This is a genomic window from Paenibacillus sp. J31R120, from assembly GCF_056269225.1.
The window spans coordinates 182,401-199,362 of the sequence record NZ_JBWDNN010000003.1 but is presented as its reverse complement, the minus strand read 5'-3'; the positions used below and the strand labels follow the sequence as shown (position 1 = coordinate 199,362).

Genomic DNA, 16,962 nt, shown 5'->3' with positions numbered 1-16,962 from the left:
GATTAAAACAGGGGGAGTGACATGCGTCGACGATTTGTAATAGAAGCAGTAATGGTGGCAACGTATGGACATCTTCTCGTGCCGAGTCGTCCGGTTGATTATGTTGTTCCCTATTCCTCCATTGCAGAGCTGTATGATATGAGGGACGGTTCGGACCCGGTGATGGACAATCCCGATGATGACGGTCACGTGAAGGAGAAAATCATTGAATTGATTGCGTTTTTCGAGGATTCGCTGAACCGGAAGAAGATTGAGAAGGCGCTGCAGGTGCCTTGGCGGGAAAGCTCGGCGCTCTTGCTTAGTGAAGATATTCATTTTACTGTGGTGAATGCGATGGACAATGCACAGTATGGCGAAATCTTCGATCCGATCGAGACCGAGCTGCTGCTGACCGGTATGAAGCTGGGGATTCCGCTATTGTCGGATCAATTCGAGTTTCAAGATAAGCTGATCGAGGCTGAAGTGCCTGTGCAAGTATATGATATCGAGGATTTCGAGTTTGCAGTAGAGGAAGGCATCTCTGCTGAGGACCTGGAAGTATAACAGCGGCTATGCGTATATGCGAAGATACAGAAGAAGGCAAGTTGGACGGGGCAGCGCCCTAATCGTCCGACTTGCCTTCTTGTTGTCTGCGGTCGATGGCCTCGGCCATCGTCTTGTCTGTCAGATGCGCATAAATTTGTGTAGTCTCGGGTGAAGCATGCCCCAGCTGCTCTTGCGTTTTGTAAATATCATTCTGCAAATAATAGTCCGTAGCAAAGGAATGCCGAAGCTTATGGACGGACAGATAAGGTTTGCCGAAACGCTTGGCGTATTTGATGACCATCGCCTGAATCGCTCGTTTCGTCATTCGTGAACCTTCGTTGTTGCCGTTAGCTACGGCGAGGAACAGCGCTTTTTCCCGTCTCGGACATTTATAACGGGTTTCCCGCACCGACAAATAATGGTTTAAATCCTCAACCGCTTCGTTGCGGAAGTAGACGGGTGTTTTGAAGGTGTCGTCGTTTTTGCCCTTGCGGTATACATAACATAACTTCTTCTTCAGATCGATATCATCGGTGTTCAGATTGACCAGCTCCGAGACACGAAGACCGGAATGAAGAATAAAGCTGATCATGCAAGCATCTCTAATCTTGTTCAGTTCATAGGAATAGGAGGCTTGTTTATTGTTCGCGATCTCTACGCCATACCCTTGCTTAACGTAATCAAGGAACTCCGTAATTTCCTCCTCTTGCAGCAGCTTGCCTTCCAGCTTGGCCGCCGTATCCTTCGGCTTGTGCGTACGCTTGATGGATACCTTCGCCATCACATTGCGCTTCAGCAGCGGATAGAAGTCGTCGTCCTCCGCGATTTGGCTCAAATAATGAAACAAGGAGCGGAGTGAGGACAGCTTTCTGGAGATCGTCGTTCGGTTGTTGCGCTCCGGCTTATACGTAGAGAGGAACATGCGGTACGCATCGATGCTCTCCATCTTCAGTGTCTCCAGGTCCTGAAGGGGGACTTCCTTCAGATTGGCCGCTTCCGTCAGTCCTTCGCTAATGAGCCAATGAAGAAAGGTGTCGTAATCCCTCATATATTCCACAAGCGAGGAGGGCGAGAGATCGGGCAGCTTATAGTTGATGAATTGCTCGATGTACCATGGCATAGAAGGGAGCTTGGCGTCCAGCTCCTGCCGGTCTTTCATTTTAATAATATTCATCACGTGTCTCCTCATAAATCCAGCTCTTTAGCTTATTGTACCAATGGGCTTGGTTGCGGACAATCCTCGATGATGATTATACAGGATTCAATAGAGTATGTATGTATAATGGAAATATTCGTAATCCGAACATTATCTCGAGTGAAAAAACGTAATAGATTTATTTTTATCCTCATAATTCTAACTTTAAATTAAATAAAGCGGATTTTATTAGTAAATTCATGTAATTAGTTCAATTCTGTTACATGATTATCTCATTCATGTTACACTACAACGAGTCGCTTGAGCGTAAATAAATGAAGGAGGTCATGTCTCTAAATGAAGAAGAAGCTTGTTATCATGACGTTGGCATTCGCTTTAGGATTATCCGCATTAACCAGCTTGTCGGTTCCGTCTGCGCACGCAGCCGCACCGCAAACGTTGTTTTATGGAAGCACCGCTCCGGATGTTCCGGACTTACAATATCGGTTAAAAGTATTAGGTTATTTCAATACAGACATCACACCGTTTTTTGGCCCAGTAACAAAAGATTCGCTTGTCCGCTTCCAGAGGGATTACGGTCTTGCCGCTGACGGCATTGCAGGAAAGCAGACATGGGCGATGCTGAAGAAAGTATCCGTAAACAAGCATGAGCTTGATCTATTGGCCAGAATCATCTATGGCGAAGCCAGAGGCGAGCCGTATGTCGGGCAAGTGGCTGTTGGCGCGGTCGTGATGAACCGGCTGGCATCCTCGAGCTTCCCGAATACGGTGAAGGGCGTGATTGAACAGCCGCGAGCGTTCACCGCTGTCGATGACGGCCAATATGATATGGTGCCGAACAAGCAAGCTTACCTGGCGGCACTTGACGCCGTTCGCGGCTACGATCCGACGAATGGCGCACTGTACTATTTTAATCCGGACACTGCGACTTCCTCGTGGATCTGGACACGGACACAGACAGGCAAGATCGGACGCCATATATTTGCAGTCTAGACAGCATGCTCCGCCATTGGAATGGCGGGGCTTTTTTTTGGTTGCCGCTATTCGTTCATTGTCATAGAACATGGTATAATAAAGGTTATATTCATTCAGGAGGTGGAAGTACATGAAAGTTGAAATATGGTCGGACTTTGTATGTCCGTTCTGTTATATCGGAAAGAAGAAATTCGAGGAGGCACTCGCTCAGTTTGCCCACAAGGAACAGGTCGTGACGGAATTCAGAAGCTTCGAGCTTGATCCGAATGCGGATTCAAGCGCGAGAATGAATACGTATGAGATGCTGTCCAAAAAGTACGGCATGACGATGGAGCAAGCGAAAGCATCCAGCGACAATCTGGTGCAGCAGGCTGCTGCAGTAGGGCTAGAGTTCAGATTTGACGGCGCTCTCGCGCTGAATACATTCGACGCGCATCGTCTGGCTCAGTATGGCGAGTCAGAAGGCCGCGGGGCGCAGACGGCTGAGCGCTTGTTCCGTGCCTACTTTACCGATAATGAAGATATTTCAGACAAGATCCGTCTGGTAGAGCTTGCAGTCGAGGCTGGGCTTGATGAAGCAGGTGCAAGAGAAGTGCTGGAATCAGAACAATTCGCGGATGTCGTCCGCGGGCAAGAGGAAGAAGGCAGCCGCTTGGGCATTCGGGGTGTGCCGTTTTTCGTTGTCGACCGGAAGTACGCCGTGTCTGGCGCACAATCTCCGGCCGTATTTCTGGATACGCTGAATAAAGCATGGGAGGCGAAGTATCCGACACTTGTGCAAGTAGGCGACGACCAGGAGGGTGCTGCTTGCACCGACGGGTATTGCGCTCCCGGCATGGACAATAAAGCCTGATTAGGCGAATGGACAGGCCAGTTGCCGTCCATACTAACTATCTGATTTCTTGGGGAGGAATAGGTTGTGGCTGCTGTACAACGTCAATTGCTTGTCTTCTCCGGCTCGTACGCCGAAGAATCCGATCAAGGACTGCGCGTATTCCGACTTGATGAGTCGAGCGGGCAATTAACGGAGACCGGCTCCTATGCCGGCTTGAAAAATCCGACGTTCGTCCATGTCGATCCCGAGCGGAAACGGCTTTATTCGATATCGGAAGGCGTAAATGCTGAAGGCCAAAAAGCGGGAGAAGCGGCGTCATTCCGCATTGACGAAAAAGAAGGAAAACTTGAGCTGCTTAGCCGTCGACTGACGGTGGCAGGCACGACTTGTCATATTCAGCGTGATCAAGGCAACCGGTTTTTGTCGGTGACCAGCTATCACGGCGGGATGACCGGGCTGCTGCACATCGAGGAAGCCGGCACGATCGGCGAAGTTGCCGATGTTCGCCAGCATGAGGGGAGCAGCGTTGATCCCGAGCGGCAGGACAGGCCCCATCCGCATTCCAGCTTCTACAGTCCGGACGGCCGCTTCCTGCTCGTACAAGATCTGGGACTGGATCTTATCGCAGTCTATCGCCTTGATGCGGAGGCAAGCAAGCTCGTACCCCACGACACGGTGAAGCTCCACGCCGGAGCGGGACCACGTCACTTGACGTTCCATCCGAACGGCAAGTTTGCTTTTGTCATTAATGAACTGGATTCCACGGTTACCTCGCTGGCATATGATGCAGCGGAAGGCAAGCTTGAGGTGCTGGGAACGGTTAGCACACTTCCGGCCGATTATAACGGTGAGAACGGCACAGCCGAGATTGCCATCTCCAAGGACGGGCGCTATCTGTACGGCTCTAACCGGGGACATGACAGTATCGTTGTATTTGCTGTGAATCCAGAGAACGGCGGCTTAAGCCTCATCCAGCATATTTCGTCGGGCGGCGGACATCCAAGGCATTTCGCACTCACACCGAATGGCCAATATCTGCTTGCTGCCAATCGTGATGCGAACAATATCGTCTCGTTCCGCGTGGATCCGGAGAAGGGGACGTTGCAGGCTACAGGCTATGAAGCAGAAGCAACGAAGCCAGTCTGTGTTATTCCGGCATACTTTAATGTATAAACAATGAATGACTTAAATAAAAAAAGAGAAATCCGATTGCAATTGGATATATGAAAGGGATCGTTATTGTTGACAACCAGCACAGACACGAAAGAAAATCTTAAGCCTACGAAGATTTGGAAATGCAGAAACGCGGAATGTAAAGCATGGGTAAGGGATGAGTTCGCCGCATCCGAGCAGAAATGTCCAATTTGCAGCGGTCCGATGCACCGGAGCATGAGACATCTCCCGCCTGTTCAGAACAAAGCAAAGTCGCAGCCTCGCAAGCCGAAATCTGATTTTTAACTGCTGATCATACAATCGCCCATGTTCCGTTACGGAGCATGGGCGATTATTAGTATGATTCATTATCCGATAAGTTTGAGGCCAATGACAGCGCCAAGTACAAGTACGATGAAAAAGATACGCATAAAACTTTTGGATTCGCGGAAGAACAAGATGCCGACTAACGCGCTGCCGACTGTGCCGATCCCTGTCCATACCGCGTATGCGGTACCCATGGGCATATCTTTCATGCCAAGGGATAGAAGAATGAAGCTGATCAGGAAGCCGCCCCCCAGCATGAGAGCATTAGGCAGTGAGGCCTTTTTGTTGTATTGGGCGATGCCGGCTACGCCAACAACTTCGAACAATCCTGCCATAATAACGAGAAACCAGCTCATGCCGGCTCACCTTCTTTCTTGGAAGAATGCTCTTCATCTCCGCCGTGCGTGACCATTTTCAGACCGAGAATTCCCACGAGCAGCACTGCGATCAGACCGATCTTGCTCCATCGGAACGGCTCGCCGAATACCGCCATCTCGACAAGAACAGTACCGACTGTTCCGAGACCGACGAAGACGGCATATGCCGTGCTGGTTGGCAGCTTCTTCGCGGTATAGATCAGCAGCAGGAAGCTGACGATGATCGCGACGACCGTGCCGGCCCAAGACAGGAAGTCTTCCGCATGCTTGAGGCCCATGACCCACATCACCTCAAAGCAAGCTGCCACAATGACGAGCAGCCAATACTTGTTTTGACTTGATTTCATAGTTCGTCACTCCTTTTCTATAGTTTTTGATCTTGCCTAAAACTTCATTCATCGGACCAACAGGGCAGCAGATGACTGAAATAGGCACAAAAAAAAGCCCTGGAAGCATCTGGTCGATGATCTCCCGGGCTTTTATCCCTCCGTGTTGCCGCGGCTGCAGCCGCGTGTCTTCCCTCGGACCAGACCGGCTTATGCCGCGGAACCCTAGAAGACTATTGTTTCATGAAGTTTCGTTTGATTATAGTACACTCCAGGGCAGGGGTCAAGTGCAACTTTTCGAGGAATATGATAGGATGAAGGTAATCGAATTGAAAGGGGAGATGTGGCTTGGAATTGCTGCAGAACAACAGTGAGGCTAGTGTCGGAGCCATCGTCTTGATTGACGGGGAATGCCATCTGTGCCAGCATATTACCCGATATTTGATTGGACATGACAAGAAGCGTGCGTTTTCCTTCGCGACGCTGCAATCCGTCGCTGGCCAGCGCTTGCTGCGGCAAGGCGGATTGGATACCGAGAATTGGAATTCCTTCGTTCTGTATGACAACGGACGTTTTTATATGAATTCTGGCGCCGCGTTAAGAGTGTTAAGAGGTCTGGGAGGCTGGCGAAGCATGCTATATGCGTTCATAGCTGTTCCTGCACCGCTGCGCGATGCCGTATATCGATGGATAGCGAAGAATCGCCATCGCTTCGGCGGCGCCGCTCCGTCTTGTCTGATGCCTACCCCTGAAGTGATGTCCCGATTCGTGAAGGATGGCATTGCTTCAGTATCGGCATCGTAATAATCTGCTTTTTTGAATGCGACCATTGGAGAGAAACCGGATGAAAAAGTTTAAAAAGTTTTATATAGAGACGACCAGCATATGCAATCTGTCCTGCACCTTCTGTCCGCCGACGCAAAGAGCCAAAGGCTTCTTGTCCGTTGAGGACTACAGTCGAACGCTGGATCAGGTGAAGCCTTATACCGACTATATCTATTTCCATGTGAAGGGTGAGCCGCTGCTGCATCCGAAGATCGATCAGCTGCTGGATATCGCGCATGAGAAAGGGTTCAAGGTCAACATCACGACGAACGGAACGCTCATTGCGAAAAATAAAGCGAAGCTGCTGGGCAAGCCTGCCCTGCGGCAAATCAATTTCTCGCTGCATAGCTTCGACGGGCATCCCGGCTCGCAGGACAAAGTGGGTTATCTGGCGGATATTTTGGCCTTTGTGAAGGAAGCGCAGGAGACGAGCGATGTCATTATCTCGTACCGGCTGTGGAATTTGGACATGGACAATGACGTGAACAAGCAGCGGGAGAAAAACAGGGAGCTTCTTGGCATGATCGAGGAGGCTTATTCGCTGGACTATTACATTGAAGAACGATTTAAGCCTGGAACAGGCGTGAAAATTGCGAACCGCATCTATTTGAATCAGGACCCCGAATTCAAGTGGCCTGATCTGAAGGAACCGGAGGATGACGGGAAAGGCTTCTGCTATGCCCTGCGCAATCAAGCCGGTGTCTTGATTGACGGCACAGTCATCCCATGCTGTCTGGACGGGGAGGGTGTTATTAATCTCGGCAATATTCACGAAAAGCCTTTTGCTGAGATCATGGATGGAGAGCGTGCCACCAATCTGTACGACGGCTTCTCGCGCAGGGAAGCCGTCGAAGAGCTATGCCGCAAGTGCGGCTATCGTCAACGCTTTGGGACATAGGTACGGATATGGGACTCGTAGATTCCCATACGTCCTGAGACAGCAGTGCTAATAAAGCAAGCGATCAGCAAATATAGCGCACCGTGTATGCCGAATAGCTCCAGGCCAAGAATGGTGCAAGCGACAGGCGTTTTGGATGCGGCACCGAATACCGAGGCTAGACCTAAAGCGGCAAGGAATGATGCCGGCAAGGCCAAGTAAGGCGAGAGCGTGTTCCCAAGCGCGGAGCCGATGACGAATAGCGGCGTCACTTCTCCGCCCATGAACCCGGAACCTAATGTGACAGAAGTGAACAGAATCTTCCACATAAAGGCAAACGGGGAGGCTTCGCCATCGAATGCGTCTGCCATCAACGGGAGGCCAAGTCCCAGATAATCACGGCTGCCGATGCCATATACAAGTGCAATAATAATGACTCCGCCAACAAAGCTGCGCAGCGCCGGATGCTTGAATCCTCGCGCGAACAGCTTCTTCAGTGTGGCGGTAAGACGGATGAACAACCAAGTAGCGAGGCCGAAGGCAAGTGCAGCGGCGGCAACCTTCACCATTACGAGCCAGTGGAGGGTCGGAAGCTCGCCAATAGCATAATGCGTATGCTTGATGCCCCAGGCCAGCGTTACATAGTGACCGGTGAAGCTGGCGATGAGGCACGGCAGAAGAGCATGATAGCGCATAGCGCCTCGGCTGCTGGCTTCCAAGCCGAAGACGGCCCCAGCGATTGGCGTGCCGAATACGGAGCCGAAGCCGGCTCCGATCCCGCATAATACCGCCATTCTGCGTTCGCGCTCATCAAGACCGAGCCATCCTCCGATGGCCGAGGAGAGGCTGCCGCTCATCTGAACGGCGGTTCCTTCGCGTCCCGCCGAGCCGCCGAAGAGATGCGTGAACAGCGTTCCGAACAAGACGAGGGGTGCCATCCGCAACGGAATATGGCCATTCCCGCTATGTACTTGCTCCAGCACAAGGTTATTGCCGCGTATGGCATCTTTGCCATATTTCATATAGATAAGGCTCACTGCGGCGCCGCCTATAGGCAGCAGCCATAAGAGCCAGGCAGAACGTAACTGCATGGCAATAACGCTATCAAGACTAGCGAGAAACATGGCGGAGGCGGAACCGGCAGCAACACCGATTCCTAAGGGGAGAAGAATCCATTTCAGCCATTTCATCAGGTTGCAGCTCCTCCGTAAATAGTCGATTGCCCAAAATAGCAGGCTTCGGTCTAATCATACAACGGATCGCTTCCGTTAGGAATGAGCCTTAGCCAGCTCCTCCAGCACCTGCTTGCGGCGTTCATCTCTCTCCTGCGGCAGCATCTGCGGACAGTTGTAGCATTTCGCGCCATCTTCGCGCCGGTCATACATACAGCAGGACGACCGCAGCATTTGCGGATGGCCTGAAGGGTCCCAAGGATTGTCAATATAGCGTGGCTTATGAAGGTACGGGTTGCGCTTGCGCTGGAATACTTCCGCAGGCAATTCTTCGATAACCTCGAATTCCGCGTCCATTCGGTCGGCTAATCCGGGAATATCAAAGGCTTGCCGCACATAAGCGATTACACCATGCATGCCACCGCCGAACTGGTTCCAGATCATATCTGGTTTGCATCCGCCAGCTGCTGCAATTCCGTTGACCGCAGGGATGATCGTCATTTGGAATAATGTCGTCCATTCACGAACGAGAATCTCCTTGCGCTCGGGTTCATCAGATGGCAAAGAGACGGGCTCCAGCGCATGCAGCTTGAAACCGTAATGGGCGTGGTCGTTATGCTGCTCCAACTGAAATGTCAATGCGTCAAGCGGAAGTCTCAGAAATACATTGTGGCTGGCGGAGAAAAATACGTTCATGACCGTCAGATTGAACAGTGTAATACCGGTGAAGGAGGTTGGCAGATCCATGCCAACGGCTTTCCACAGCCTGCCCATCTCATCAAGTGCTCCTCTGGCGCTTGCCGCTTCCGTGAGCCCGGATGCAGGCAGTTCGAATATCGGCTTATCCGCACCTTCGGGCGAGATATGGTAAAAGTCTTTGATTACACTGAAATCGAGCTCCTGAGACATGAACGTCCCCTCCGATGGCTTTAAAAATAGTTATCACATTTAGAATAGAGCTATTATAGAGCGGGGCGGAATCCCCTGTCAATGAAGGAGAAAAGCCCGTTTGCAGCGGACATGGCCATTAGAAAATGTCCATGTTCCAGCAAACGGGCAGCAGGCGGTGCAGGAGCTATCGCGTCAATCGGGTTAGGGCCGCTTCCAGGAGATGATCCCGTTATCGTCCATAATGCCCAGCGTTACATCGGCAACATCGGGATCTTCCAGCAGCCGGGTACGAATCCGATGATTAATTTCGGTTGCTTCTGCAAGCGAGAAGCCTTTCCGAAGCTCTACATAGGCTTCGACGTGATAATTTTTACCTTCCTGAACGATACGCATCTTGCCGATGTCCGTAACGTCGGGATTTTCCAGAATGATAGCGCCCAGCCGATCTTCCACATCCTTCGGCGCCGCGACGCCGATTAAGCCTACCATGTTGTCATAACCAACCTTGAAGGCGACGCCAATCATCAGGCACGCAATCAAGATGGTGGCGATGCCATCCATGAGTTTGAATGAGGAATATTCGGCAAGAATAATCGCGAGTAAGGCAAAAACAGCGCCGAGGGTAGCGACGATATCTTCATAGAATACGAGCCGGGTCGGCGGTGCGGCACGTCCAGCATTGCGGATGGCGGAGGGGAGTATGCCCATTCCTTTCGCACCGCTTCGCGTTTCTTTGACAATCTCTTTCATCGCTTTGATCAGAATTGAACCGTCAATGACGATGGCAATAAACAGAATGATGAAGTTGAGCCAGAAGCTTGTCGCTTCTTCGGGATGCTTGATCAGCTTTATCCCTTTGAGGAAGGTCTCATACGCCATAATCGTAACCACGATGACAGCGATCATGCAGAACAGATTCACGACCCGGCCAAAGCCTGTCGGGAATCGCTTGGTCGGCTGTCGCTCGGCCAGTACGCTGCCGAAGAAGACGAAGCCTTGGTTTACCGCATCCGCGACGGAATGCATGGCGGAGGCGAACATGGTGCCGCTGCCGCTGATGGACGCTCCGATGGCCTTAATAATGGCTAGCCCGGTATTGCCAAGTGCTGCTGTGGCGGATGAAGTATTGCCTTTTTTGACAAGCGCCCAAAAATTGCCCATAAATAAATTGACCTCCATAACCAAACTTTAACAGCTGTCACACAAGACATTATATGTCTATTATGGTTTTTCTTCAATAAAGAGATGCATGGAGGAGAAACGTCGATTTTTAAGTGATTTTGGCAAACGGTGAAAAATAGCATTATAATGGAGAAGATATGATGAAGGGAGTGGCGAAAGAGAGCCATGCTAACAAGTGAAAGAGTAGAATCGAAAGAACAGCTGGACCAGGCTTACCGCATTCGAATGGAAGTATTCGTGAATGAACAGGGCGTATCGCCCGACGTCGAGATTGACGAGCATGAGGAAGATTCGATTCATGTGCTGGTCAAGTATAATGGTGAGCCAGCCGGAGCAGGCCGAATTCGGGTCGTGGACGGCGTTGCGAAGCTGGAGCGAGTATGCGTGCTTGCGCCGTACCGCAAACATAAAATCGGTGCTGCTGTCATGGCAGAGCTTGAAGAAGTGGCGAGGGAAGCCGAATTGACGAAAGCAAAGCTTCATGCACAGACGCAAGCTGCGGGTTTCTACGAGAAGCTGGGGTATACGGCGGATTCCGATGAATTCATGGAGGAAGGCATCCCGCATATTCGCATGATCAAGAAGCTATAGAGGAGTACGGAGAACGCGCCGGCCCTTTTTGCTGGCATGCATCTATTGAAAGAAGGTTGCCACGTTGATCTTTTCAACTTATACATTCATATTCCTATTCCTGCCGGTGACCTTTCTCGTCTACCGGTTGCTTACCTATGTGAAGGAGCCGAATGTCGCCAAGCTATGGCTTGTTATGGCTTCGATTTACTTCTATGCGCAGGGCAGCGGAACATTCGTCATCCTGTTCATGCTCGATATCTTCGTCAACTTTGCAATTGGCAGTATGATTGTCAAAGCGGGCAAGAGGGGAGCAAGCTGGTCGAAGCGGCTGCTGCTTACACTCGGTTTATTGCTAAATGTCGCGTTCCTGGGCTATTACAAATATGCAAATTTCGCCATCGAAAATGTCAATCATTTGACCGGACAAGCGTTCCCGCTGCTGGAGATTGTGCTGCCGCTCGGGATCTCATTCTATACGTTCCAGCTGATTGCTTATCTGGTCGATTGCTATAAAGGACTGACCAAGGAAACGCCAATTGTCGATTTCCTGCTGTTCATTACCTTCTTCCCGCAATTGATCGTAGGTCCGATCGTGCATCATGCCGATGTCATTCCGCAATACCAGGACAAGGCGATGCGCCGCATCAATCCGGCCAATATTATGCTGGGCATGTTCCTGTTCTCCATCGGCTGCGCCAAGAAGATCATGCTGGCCGATCCGATCACGAGTTATGCCGCAACGTTCTATGCGAATGTCGGAGCAGGCGATACGCTCTCCGCGTGGCTGGCTTCGGTCGGGTATACGATCTCGTATTACTTCGATCTGTCGGGTTATGCGGACATGGCGCTGGGACTCGCGCTGCTGTTCAATATCCGGCTGCCGCATAACTTCAACTCGCCGTACAAGGCGCGGAACTTCCGTGAATATTGGCAGAGATGGCATATGACGCTGTCAAAGTTTCTCTCGGATTATATCTTCCGCAGCTTCTACCGTAAGGGAAGCGGAAGCTTTAACTTCTACTTTTCGGTCATGATGACGTTTTTTGTCTCCGGCTTCTGGCATGGCGCAGGCTGGCAATTTATCGTCTGGGGCATCATTAACGGCGTCTTCGTATGTATGGCCCATTTCATGTACCGCAACAAGTGGAAGCTGCCGTTCATTTTGGCCTGGACCTTGACGTTCGCAGGCGTAATCGGAACCCGGATTCTGTTCGTGTCTGATACGATGGGCGAGGCTTGGCTTGTCATTCGCAAGATGTTCAGCCTAAAGGATTTTGCAGGAATGGATATGACAGCTGCACTGGATCAGGTGGCGAGCTTCGCTGCTTACAACGCCTATACGATCGTACTGCTTCTCGTCGGCATGGCGATCTCGTTCTTCGGGAAAAACTCGGCACAGATGACGCAGGACTTCAAGCCTGGCGTACGACATGCGGTGGCTGCAGCACTGCTGCTCGGCATTTCGCTGGCGCAGATGACATCGGTGTCCAATTTCCTATATTTCCAATTCTGAGGTGATGCAGGTGAAATTGCTCAAATGGTTGATCGCGTTCGTCGCATCGCTGGTTCTGGCGGCGGCGGTCGTGGCCGGCTTTAATATGGTCGTCGATCCCTTCGGCGTATTCGGCGACAAGGTATTGAAATGGCATTCTTATAATATGGTCAACAATCCGCGAGTAGCCAAGATCGGCTACCTGGACCAGTATCATGAACGCTATAATTCGTATATTATCGGCGGTTCGAAGTCCAGCTCGATCTCACCTGAGCTGCTGAACAAGTATTACGGCGACGATGCGAAGTTCTACAGTATGCTCATGTACGGCGGCGACTTCCATGATTATGAGAAGACGCTTTATTATCTCGTGGATGAATACAAGCCCAAAAATATCGTCGTGCATATGAGCTTGCAGGAACTCAGCCACTTTAACGAGAAGGCGACGGACTTCAAGCAATCGCTCCATGCCAAGGTATCGGGCGATTCGAAGTTCTCGTTCTATCTGGATTATTTGAAGCTGAATCCTTCTTATGGCTATGCCAAATTGGAGGGCTACGCCAAGCGGGCGGTCGACTCGTTCGAATACTCGCAATTCATACCGGAGACCGGTGTCTATAACAAGGTCAAACGGGATGCGGAGAAGGTCGATGATCTGGAAGCCTACATGCAAGCGAACAAAGCGGCCTTCGCGCCATTCGGCAAGCTGGAAGCCTCGGCTCTCGACAAGAACGTAGAGGCGCTGGCGCGAATGAAGGCCTATACGGAGTCGCATGGTGCCACCTTCCGGCTTATCACCGGAGCTACTTCCGAGCAAGAGCTGCTCAGCTATGATATGGAGGATCTGAAGACGTATTGGACTAAGCTGGCGGAGGTTACGGACTTCTGGGATTTCTCCGGGTATACGCCGATCAGCGGGGACCCGCGCTACTTCTACGATACGATGCATTACCGCAACACGCTTGGCAGCATGATGCTGGGCTACATCTTCCAAGATGACAGCGTATATGTGCCGAGCGGCTTCGGACAATTGACAACCAAAGACAATGTCGCGGAGCACGCAGCTGCGATATTCCATCGTCCTGCTGCGCCATCTGCGGATGCGGTCAACATTCCCATCCTTGTCTATCATCATATTGATGACGATCCATACGAGCCGAACTCGCTTATTACACCGCCTGCAAAGTTCCGCAGCGATATGGAAGCAGTCAAGGCGGCCGGCTTCAACGCCGTGCTGATCTCGGATCTGATCGATTATGTGGACGGGAAGAAGGAGCTGCCGGATAATCCGGTAGCCATTACGTTCGATGATGGATACTTAAGCAATTACGAATATGGTTACCCCGTTCTGAAGGAACTGGGTCTGAATGCGACCATCTCCATTATCGGCTGGTCCACAGGGCGTAACGAGCACCGCATTCCGGGCAAGCAGTTCTATCCGCATTTTACGTGGGAGCAGGCTAAGGAAATGCAAGACTCCGGCATTATTGATATTCAGAATCACAGCTATGACATGCATGAATCGAACCCTGATGATCCTTCCATCCGAAGCGGCGTGCTGCAAATGCCTGGCGAATCGAATGGCGATTACGCTAGAGCGCTTCTAACCGATATCGGAGGCATGGCGGATTCGATCGAGCAGCAGCTTGGCAATACAGTGAATGTCTTTACGTATCCGTTCGGCTACTACTCCCATTTGTCCGAGCAAATTCTTAAGGACATGGGTTATCGGGCCACTTTATCGACCAAGTCGGGCATCAGCCAAATCGTCAAAGGCGATCCGGATTCGCTGTTTGCTCTGAAACGCATTAACGGTAGTCCAGAAGTGCCAAGCGAAACGTTGGTCGCAAGACTGCAGGGCAAATAGACGAACGATTGAGCATTCCGGGTAATGAGTCAGCTTAGCAACAGAGCAATGAAAAAGACTGTCAGGTATTGGCCTGACAGTCTCAGCATGTAGAGAAACCCACGTTTTTTTGAAAACGCTGGGTTTCTCTTTTTTTTGCCAAAAGGGAGAGGAGAGATAGGAGCTTAGGTCTCGTATCCCCTATAAGAAAGAACGCCAGAAAACAATTCCGTTCTTCCGGTACATGGGACAGCAGAAGATAATATAATGCAGGAGTCCAACTAATAAGGAGAACCCAGATGAAACGTACGATATTCTACGATTACATTATCGTAGGGACAGGACCCGCCGGAGCTGTCATTGCAAAACTCCTCTCCGACGAGAAAAAAACTTCCGTTCTTCTCTTGGAATCTGGCGAAAATAATGATAAAGATAAGCCCATTAGCCATTCGACATTCGCTCCTGAATTGGAGGAGCAGTATTTCCCGGAATACTTTTGGCAAGGAGAAGGCATCCCCCAAGCAGGTGTAGACGACCGCACGTTTGAATGGACTACTGGGCGGCTTCTCGGCGGCGGCTCCTCGATTAACGGGGAACAGTATGTGCGATATACAAGCGCTGTATTTAAAGAATGGGAAAATCTCTTGGGTCCGCTTTGGTCGCCGGCAAGGGTTATACGACGGTTTAAACAACTGGAGAAATACAATGGAAAAACAACCAATACGAATGCACGAGGTTATAACGGGAGAATCGACATACGGCAAGCCCCTGTTCGTCCGACAGCCATGGCTAAGAAGCTGGTTTCTGCTATAGAACGAGCTACGGGGTTTCCGGAGATCGTTGATTACAATAATCCGAGAACCCCTCTCGGACCCTTTACCCGTTGGCAGCTGTATCAAAATCCGAACGGCCGAAGGGTGAGCTCGTCAACTGCTTTTCTATCTTCGGACATAATTAGTCCAGGCGGCCGAGGAGTAAGAGGGCGAAGATTGCGACTGTTATCTAACTCAACGGTTCTTCGTGTGCTGTTCTCCGGCAAACAGGCTAATGGGGTCGAGTTTTTAAGAGATGGGAAATGCAAAAAGGCATATGCCCGGAAGAACGTCATTATTTCCGCAGGCATTAATAGTACTCAAATTTTGATGCTATCGGGTATTGGACCTTACAATCTTCTTAAACAAGCAGGTATAACCCCCGTTTTTAATAATCCCAACGTGGGAAAAAGCTTAAGAAACCACACCTTAAACTTCGCTGTTTTTGCAACCAACCCTAATGACAGGGCATTACCGGCTTCAGATCCTAACTCCCTTTATACCGGGGGAGCTTTCTTGCCGGAGCCTTCAGGCACGAATCCCAGACGCCGCGCAGTACAATTGATCGGCATCGGTTCGGAAGAAAACCGATTGTCGTTAGCGCTTATTTACCTTAGGCCCTTGAGCCGAGGATCGATTAAAATCCAAAACCAAGATCCTCTAAAAATAGTACTGGCAGATGAAGGTTTTCTTGATAATCCTTCTGATATGGAGGCAGTAAAAAACATCTATAAAGTATATGTGCGAAAGATAGCATCGGAGTTAGCGGCAATTGATTCGACCTATCAGCTTATATCCCCAACGATCGATATCATGAACGACGACTCCAAACTGGAGGCATTTATTAAGGACAATTTCAGCCACAATCATCATCAGCAAAGCTCGCTCCGTATGGCTCCATTGAATAAAGGTGGGGTTGTCGACCGCCGCGGACACGTTCACGGGGTGAAAAAGTTAATTGTTGCTGATGCTTCCATTATCCCGTTCACTGTGGATGGGAATACCTCTGCCGCATCATTCCTTATTGGTTACACTATTGCCCGGCAATTAATCATGCATAAGCGAAGACTACAAAGACAACGTAGATTTAAAAAAATAGGAGACCTGTTTGAAAACGATGAGGAGTGAAAATCGCAGGCACTCGGAATGACAGACGTGATGGTAACCTAAGAAACGAATGAACGAAGTCTCGCAACTGCTAAACAGCTCCATTGGGTTTCCGCTATTCGGATCTCCCTTAAAACAAAAGAGAAACCTGGCGTCCTAAAAAAGACGCAGGTTTCTCGACAATCTGAGACTGTCAGGCATTGGCCTGACAGTCTTTTTGCCATTCCCAAAAGGGTTGCAGTTATGCGTCCAGCCAAGGAATCAAGGAGCCATAGGCTTGTTATTAAGCCCTAGCCTGTGGACGGATTGTTCGGCGCATGACCCTTCTGGTTCCGATGCTGAGCCACTGTACCTGCTACGTCGTTCTCGGCTTGCCTTGAGCGAATCGCGTACGACACGTTTTTGCTTGCTGAGGAGCGTTGCTTGTGACGACCCATGTTCAGATTCCTCCATCATGCGTATAGTGGCCCGCAAAGTAAGCGGGCTGTATTAAGTTCTCCGATCTGTTGCCG

At 50.5% G+C, this 16,962-nt stretch carries 18 protein-coding genes and 1 riboswitch; of the genes, 11 read left to right on the top strand and 7 right to left on the bottom strand.

What is annotated here, in order from left to right:
* Positions 1-21: 21 nt before the first annotated feature.
* Positions 22-543 carry an ADP-heptose synthase gene (locus tag AC0YNW_RS13250; RefSeq protein WP_475832403.1) on the top strand — a complete coding sequence of 174 codons (522 nt, stop codon included), beginning with the start codon at positions 22-24 and terminating at the stop codon, positions 541-543.
* Between the two features lie 58 nt (positions 544-601).
* Here AC0YNW_RS13250 and xerS read toward each other — a convergent pair whose 3' ends face one another.
* Positions 602-1,699, bottom strand: a complete 1,098-nt coding sequence (xerS, locus tag AC0YNW_RS13245) for a tyrosine recombinase XerS (RefSeq protein WP_475832402.1) — start codon at positions 1,697-1,699, stop codon at positions 602-604.
* 318 nt (positions 1,700-2,017) lie between these two features.
* On the opposite strand from xerS, the gene AC0YNW_RS13240 reads away from it, so the two are divergent.
* The 4 genes from AC0YNW_RS13240 to AC0YNW_RS13225 all read left to right on the top strand — a co-directional run bounded on the left by AC0YNW_RS13240 (position 2,018) and on the right by AC0YNW_RS13225 (position 4,949).
* On the top strand, positions 2,018-2,674 hold the full coding sequence (locus AC0YNW_RS13240) for a cell wall hydrolase (RefSeq protein WP_475832401.1): 657 nt from the start codon (positions 2,018-2,020) through the stop codon (positions 2,672-2,674).
* A 112-nt stretch (positions 2,675-2,786) separates the two neighbouring features.
* Positions 2,787-3,509, top strand: a complete 723-nt coding sequence (locus AC0YNW_RS13235) for a DsbA family oxidoreductase (RefSeq protein ID WP_475832400.1) — start codon at positions 2,787-2,789, stop codon at positions 3,507-3,509.
* A 66-nt stretch (positions 3,510-3,575) separates the two neighbouring features.
* A complete protein-coding gene (locus tag AC0YNW_RS13230; protein WP_475832399.1) occupies positions 3,576-4,664 on the top strand; it encodes a lactonase family protein in 1,089 nt (362 codons plus the stop codon).
* Between the two features lie 66 nt (positions 4,665-4,730).
* Entirely contained in the window at positions 4,731-4,949 is a 219-nt protein-coding gene (locus AC0YNW_RS13225; protein WP_475832398.1) for a cold-inducible protein YdjO-related protein, read from the top strand.
* 62 nt (positions 4,950-5,011) lie between these two features.
* Here AC0YNW_RS13225 and AC0YNW_RS13220 read toward each other — a convergent pair whose 3' ends face one another.
* A complete protein-coding gene (locus AC0YNW_RS13220; RefSeq protein WP_387473287.1) occupies positions 5,012-5,326 on the bottom strand; it encodes a DMT family transporter in 315 nt (104 codons plus the stop codon).
* A complete protein-coding gene (locus AC0YNW_RS13215; protein ID WP_387473285.1) occupies positions 5,323-5,694 on the bottom strand; it encodes a DMT family transporter in 372 nt (123 codons plus the stop codon). The genes AC0YNW_RS13220 and AC0YNW_RS13215 overlap by 4 nt, the downstream gene beginning before the upstream one ends.
* Before the next feature lie 119 nt (positions 5,695-5,813).
* A riboswitch (guanidine-I (ykkC/yxkD leader) is annotated at positions 5,814-5,913 on the bottom strand.
* 108 nt (positions 5,914-6,021) lie between these two features.
* On the opposite strand from AC0YNW_RS13215, the gene AC0YNW_RS13210 reads away from it, so the two are divergent.
* Together AC0YNW_RS13210 and AC0YNW_RS13205 are read left to right on the top strand one after the other, a co-directional pair.
* Positions 6,022-6,477: a thiol-disulfide oxidoreductase DCC family protein gene (locus AC0YNW_RS13210; protein ID WP_475832397.1), complete on the top strand. Its 456-nt coding sequence runs from the start codon at positions 6,022-6,024 to the stop codon at positions 6,475-6,477.
* Between the two features lie 40 nt (positions 6,478-6,517).
* On the top strand, positions 6,518-7,396 hold the full coding sequence (locus AC0YNW_RS13205; protein WP_475832396.1) for a radical SAM/SPASM domain-containing protein: 879 nt from the start codon (positions 6,518-6,520) through the stop codon (positions 7,394-7,396).
* Here AC0YNW_RS13205 and AC0YNW_RS13200 read toward each other — a convergent pair.
* The 3 genes from AC0YNW_RS13200 to AC0YNW_RS13190 form a co-directional block, all read right to left on the bottom strand.
* Positions 7,378-8,565: a chloride channel protein gene (locus AC0YNW_RS13200; RefSeq protein ID WP_475832395.1), complete on the bottom strand. Its 1,188-nt coding sequence runs from the start codon at positions 8,563-8,565 to the stop codon at positions 7,378-7,380. The genes AC0YNW_RS13205 and AC0YNW_RS13200 overlap by 19 nt on opposite strands.
* Before the next feature lie 78 nt (positions 8,566-8,643).
* Entirely contained in the window at positions 8,644-9,456 is an 813-nt protein-coding gene (locus AC0YNW_RS13195; protein WP_475832394.1) for a (2Fe-2S)-binding protein, read from the bottom strand.
* A 183-nt stretch (positions 9,457-9,639) separates the two neighbouring features.
* Positions 9,640-10,599 carry a cation diffusion facilitator family transporter gene (locus tag AC0YNW_RS13190; RefSeq protein WP_475832393.1) on the bottom strand — a complete coding sequence of 320 codons (960 nt, stop codon included), beginning with the start codon at positions 10,597-10,599 and terminating at the stop codon, positions 9,640-9,642.
* 186 nt (positions 10,600-10,785) lie between these two features.
* Between AC0YNW_RS13190 and AC0YNW_RS13185 the strand changes: the two genes are divergently transcribed.
* The 4 genes from AC0YNW_RS13185 (at position 10,786) to AC0YNW_RS13170 (ending at position 16,471) form a co-directional block, all read left to right on the top strand.
* Complete coding sequence (locus AC0YNW_RS13185; protein ID WP_387473269.1) at positions 10,786-11,211, top strand: GNAT family N-acetyltransferase; 426 nt, start codon at positions 10,786-10,788, stop codon at positions 11,209-11,211.
* A 64-nt stretch (positions 11,212-11,275) separates the two neighbouring features.
* Positions 11,276-12,706: an MBOAT family O-acyltransferase gene (locus AC0YNW_RS13180; protein ID WP_475832392.1), complete on the top strand. Its 1,431-nt coding sequence runs from the start codon at positions 11,276-11,278 to the stop codon at positions 12,704-12,706.
* Positions 12,707-12,716: 10 nt separating this feature from the next.
* The gene (locus AC0YNW_RS13175) at positions 12,717-14,552 is read left to right on the top strand and encodes a polysaccharide deacetylase family protein (RefSeq protein WP_475832391.1); all 1,836 of its coding nucleotides are present in this window, start codon (positions 12,717-12,719) and stop codon (positions 14,550-14,552) included.
* Between the two features lie 278 nt (positions 14,553-14,830).
* Positions 14,831-16,471, top strand: a complete 1,641-nt coding sequence (locus tag AC0YNW_RS13170; RefSeq protein WP_475832390.1) for a GMC family oxidoreductase — start codon at positions 14,831-14,833, stop codon at positions 16,469-16,471.
* A gap of 269 nt (positions 16,472-16,740) precedes the next feature.
* Here AC0YNW_RS13170 and AC0YNW_RS13165 read toward each other — a convergent pair whose 3' ends face one another.
* Positions 16,741-16,887 carry a hypothetical protein gene (locus AC0YNW_RS13165; RefSeq protein WP_387473259.1) on the bottom strand — a complete coding sequence of 49 codons (147 nt, stop codon included), beginning with the start codon at positions 16,885-16,887 and terminating at the stop codon, positions 16,741-16,743.
* Positions 16,888-16,962: the final 75 nt, after the last annotated feature.

What these genes read in the sequence shown, in the direction of transcription:
- AC0YNW_RS13195 (WP_475832394.1), bottom strand. Translation starts at nt 9,456, where the DNA reads ATGTCTCAGGAGCTCGATTTCAGTGTAATCAAAGACTTTTACCATATC.
- AC0YNW_RS13215 (WP_387473285.1), bottom strand. Translation starts at nt 5,694, where the DNA reads ATGAAATCAAGTCAAAACAAGTATTGGCTGCTCGTCATTGTGGCAGCT.
- AC0YNW_RS13205 (WP_475832396.1), top strand. Translation starts at nt 6,518, where the DNA reads ATGAAAAAGTTTAAAAAGTTTTATATAGAGACGACCAGCATATGCAAT.
- xerS (WP_475832402.1), bottom strand. Translation starts at nt 1,699, where the DNA reads ATGAATATTATTAAAATGAAAGACCGGCAGGAGCTGGACGCCAAGCTC.
- AC0YNW_RS13190 (WP_475832393.1), bottom strand. Translation starts at nt 10,599, where the DNA reads ATGGGCAATTTTTGGGCGCTTGTCAAAAAAGGCAATACTTCATCCGCC.
- AC0YNW_RS13200 (WP_475832395.1), bottom strand. Translation starts at nt 8,565, where the DNA reads ATGAAATGGCTGAAATGGATTCTTCTCCCCTTAGGAATCGGTGTTGCT.
- AC0YNW_RS13220 (WP_387473287.1), bottom strand. Translation starts at nt 5,326, where the DNA reads ATGAGCTGGTTTCTCGTTATTATGGCAGGATTGTTCGAAGTTGTTGGC.
- AC0YNW_RS13250 (WP_475832403.1), top strand. Translation starts at nt 22, where the DNA reads ATGCGTCGACGATTTGTAATAGAAGCAGTAATGGTGGCAACGTATGGA.
- AC0YNW_RS13170 (WP_475832390.1), top strand. Translation starts at nt 14,831, where the DNA reads ATGAAACGTACGATATTCTACGATTACATTATCGTAGGGACAGGACCC.
- AC0YNW_RS13165 (WP_387473259.1), bottom strand. Translation starts at nt 16,887, where the DNA reads ATGGGTCGTCACAAGCAACGCTCCTCAGCAAGCAAAAACGTGTCGTAC.
- AC0YNW_RS13235 (WP_475832400.1), top strand. Translation starts at nt 2,787, where the DNA reads ATGAAAGTTGAAATATGGTCGGACTTTGTATGTCCGTTCTGTTATATC.
- AC0YNW_RS13185 (WP_387473269.1), top strand. Translation starts at nt 10,786, where the DNA reads ATGCTAACAAGTGAAAGAGTAGAATCGAAAGAACAGCTGGACCAGGCT.
- AC0YNW_RS13240 (WP_475832401.1), top strand. Translation starts at nt 2,018, where the DNA reads ATGAAGAAGAAGCTTGTTATCATGACGTTGGCATTCGCTTTAGGATTA.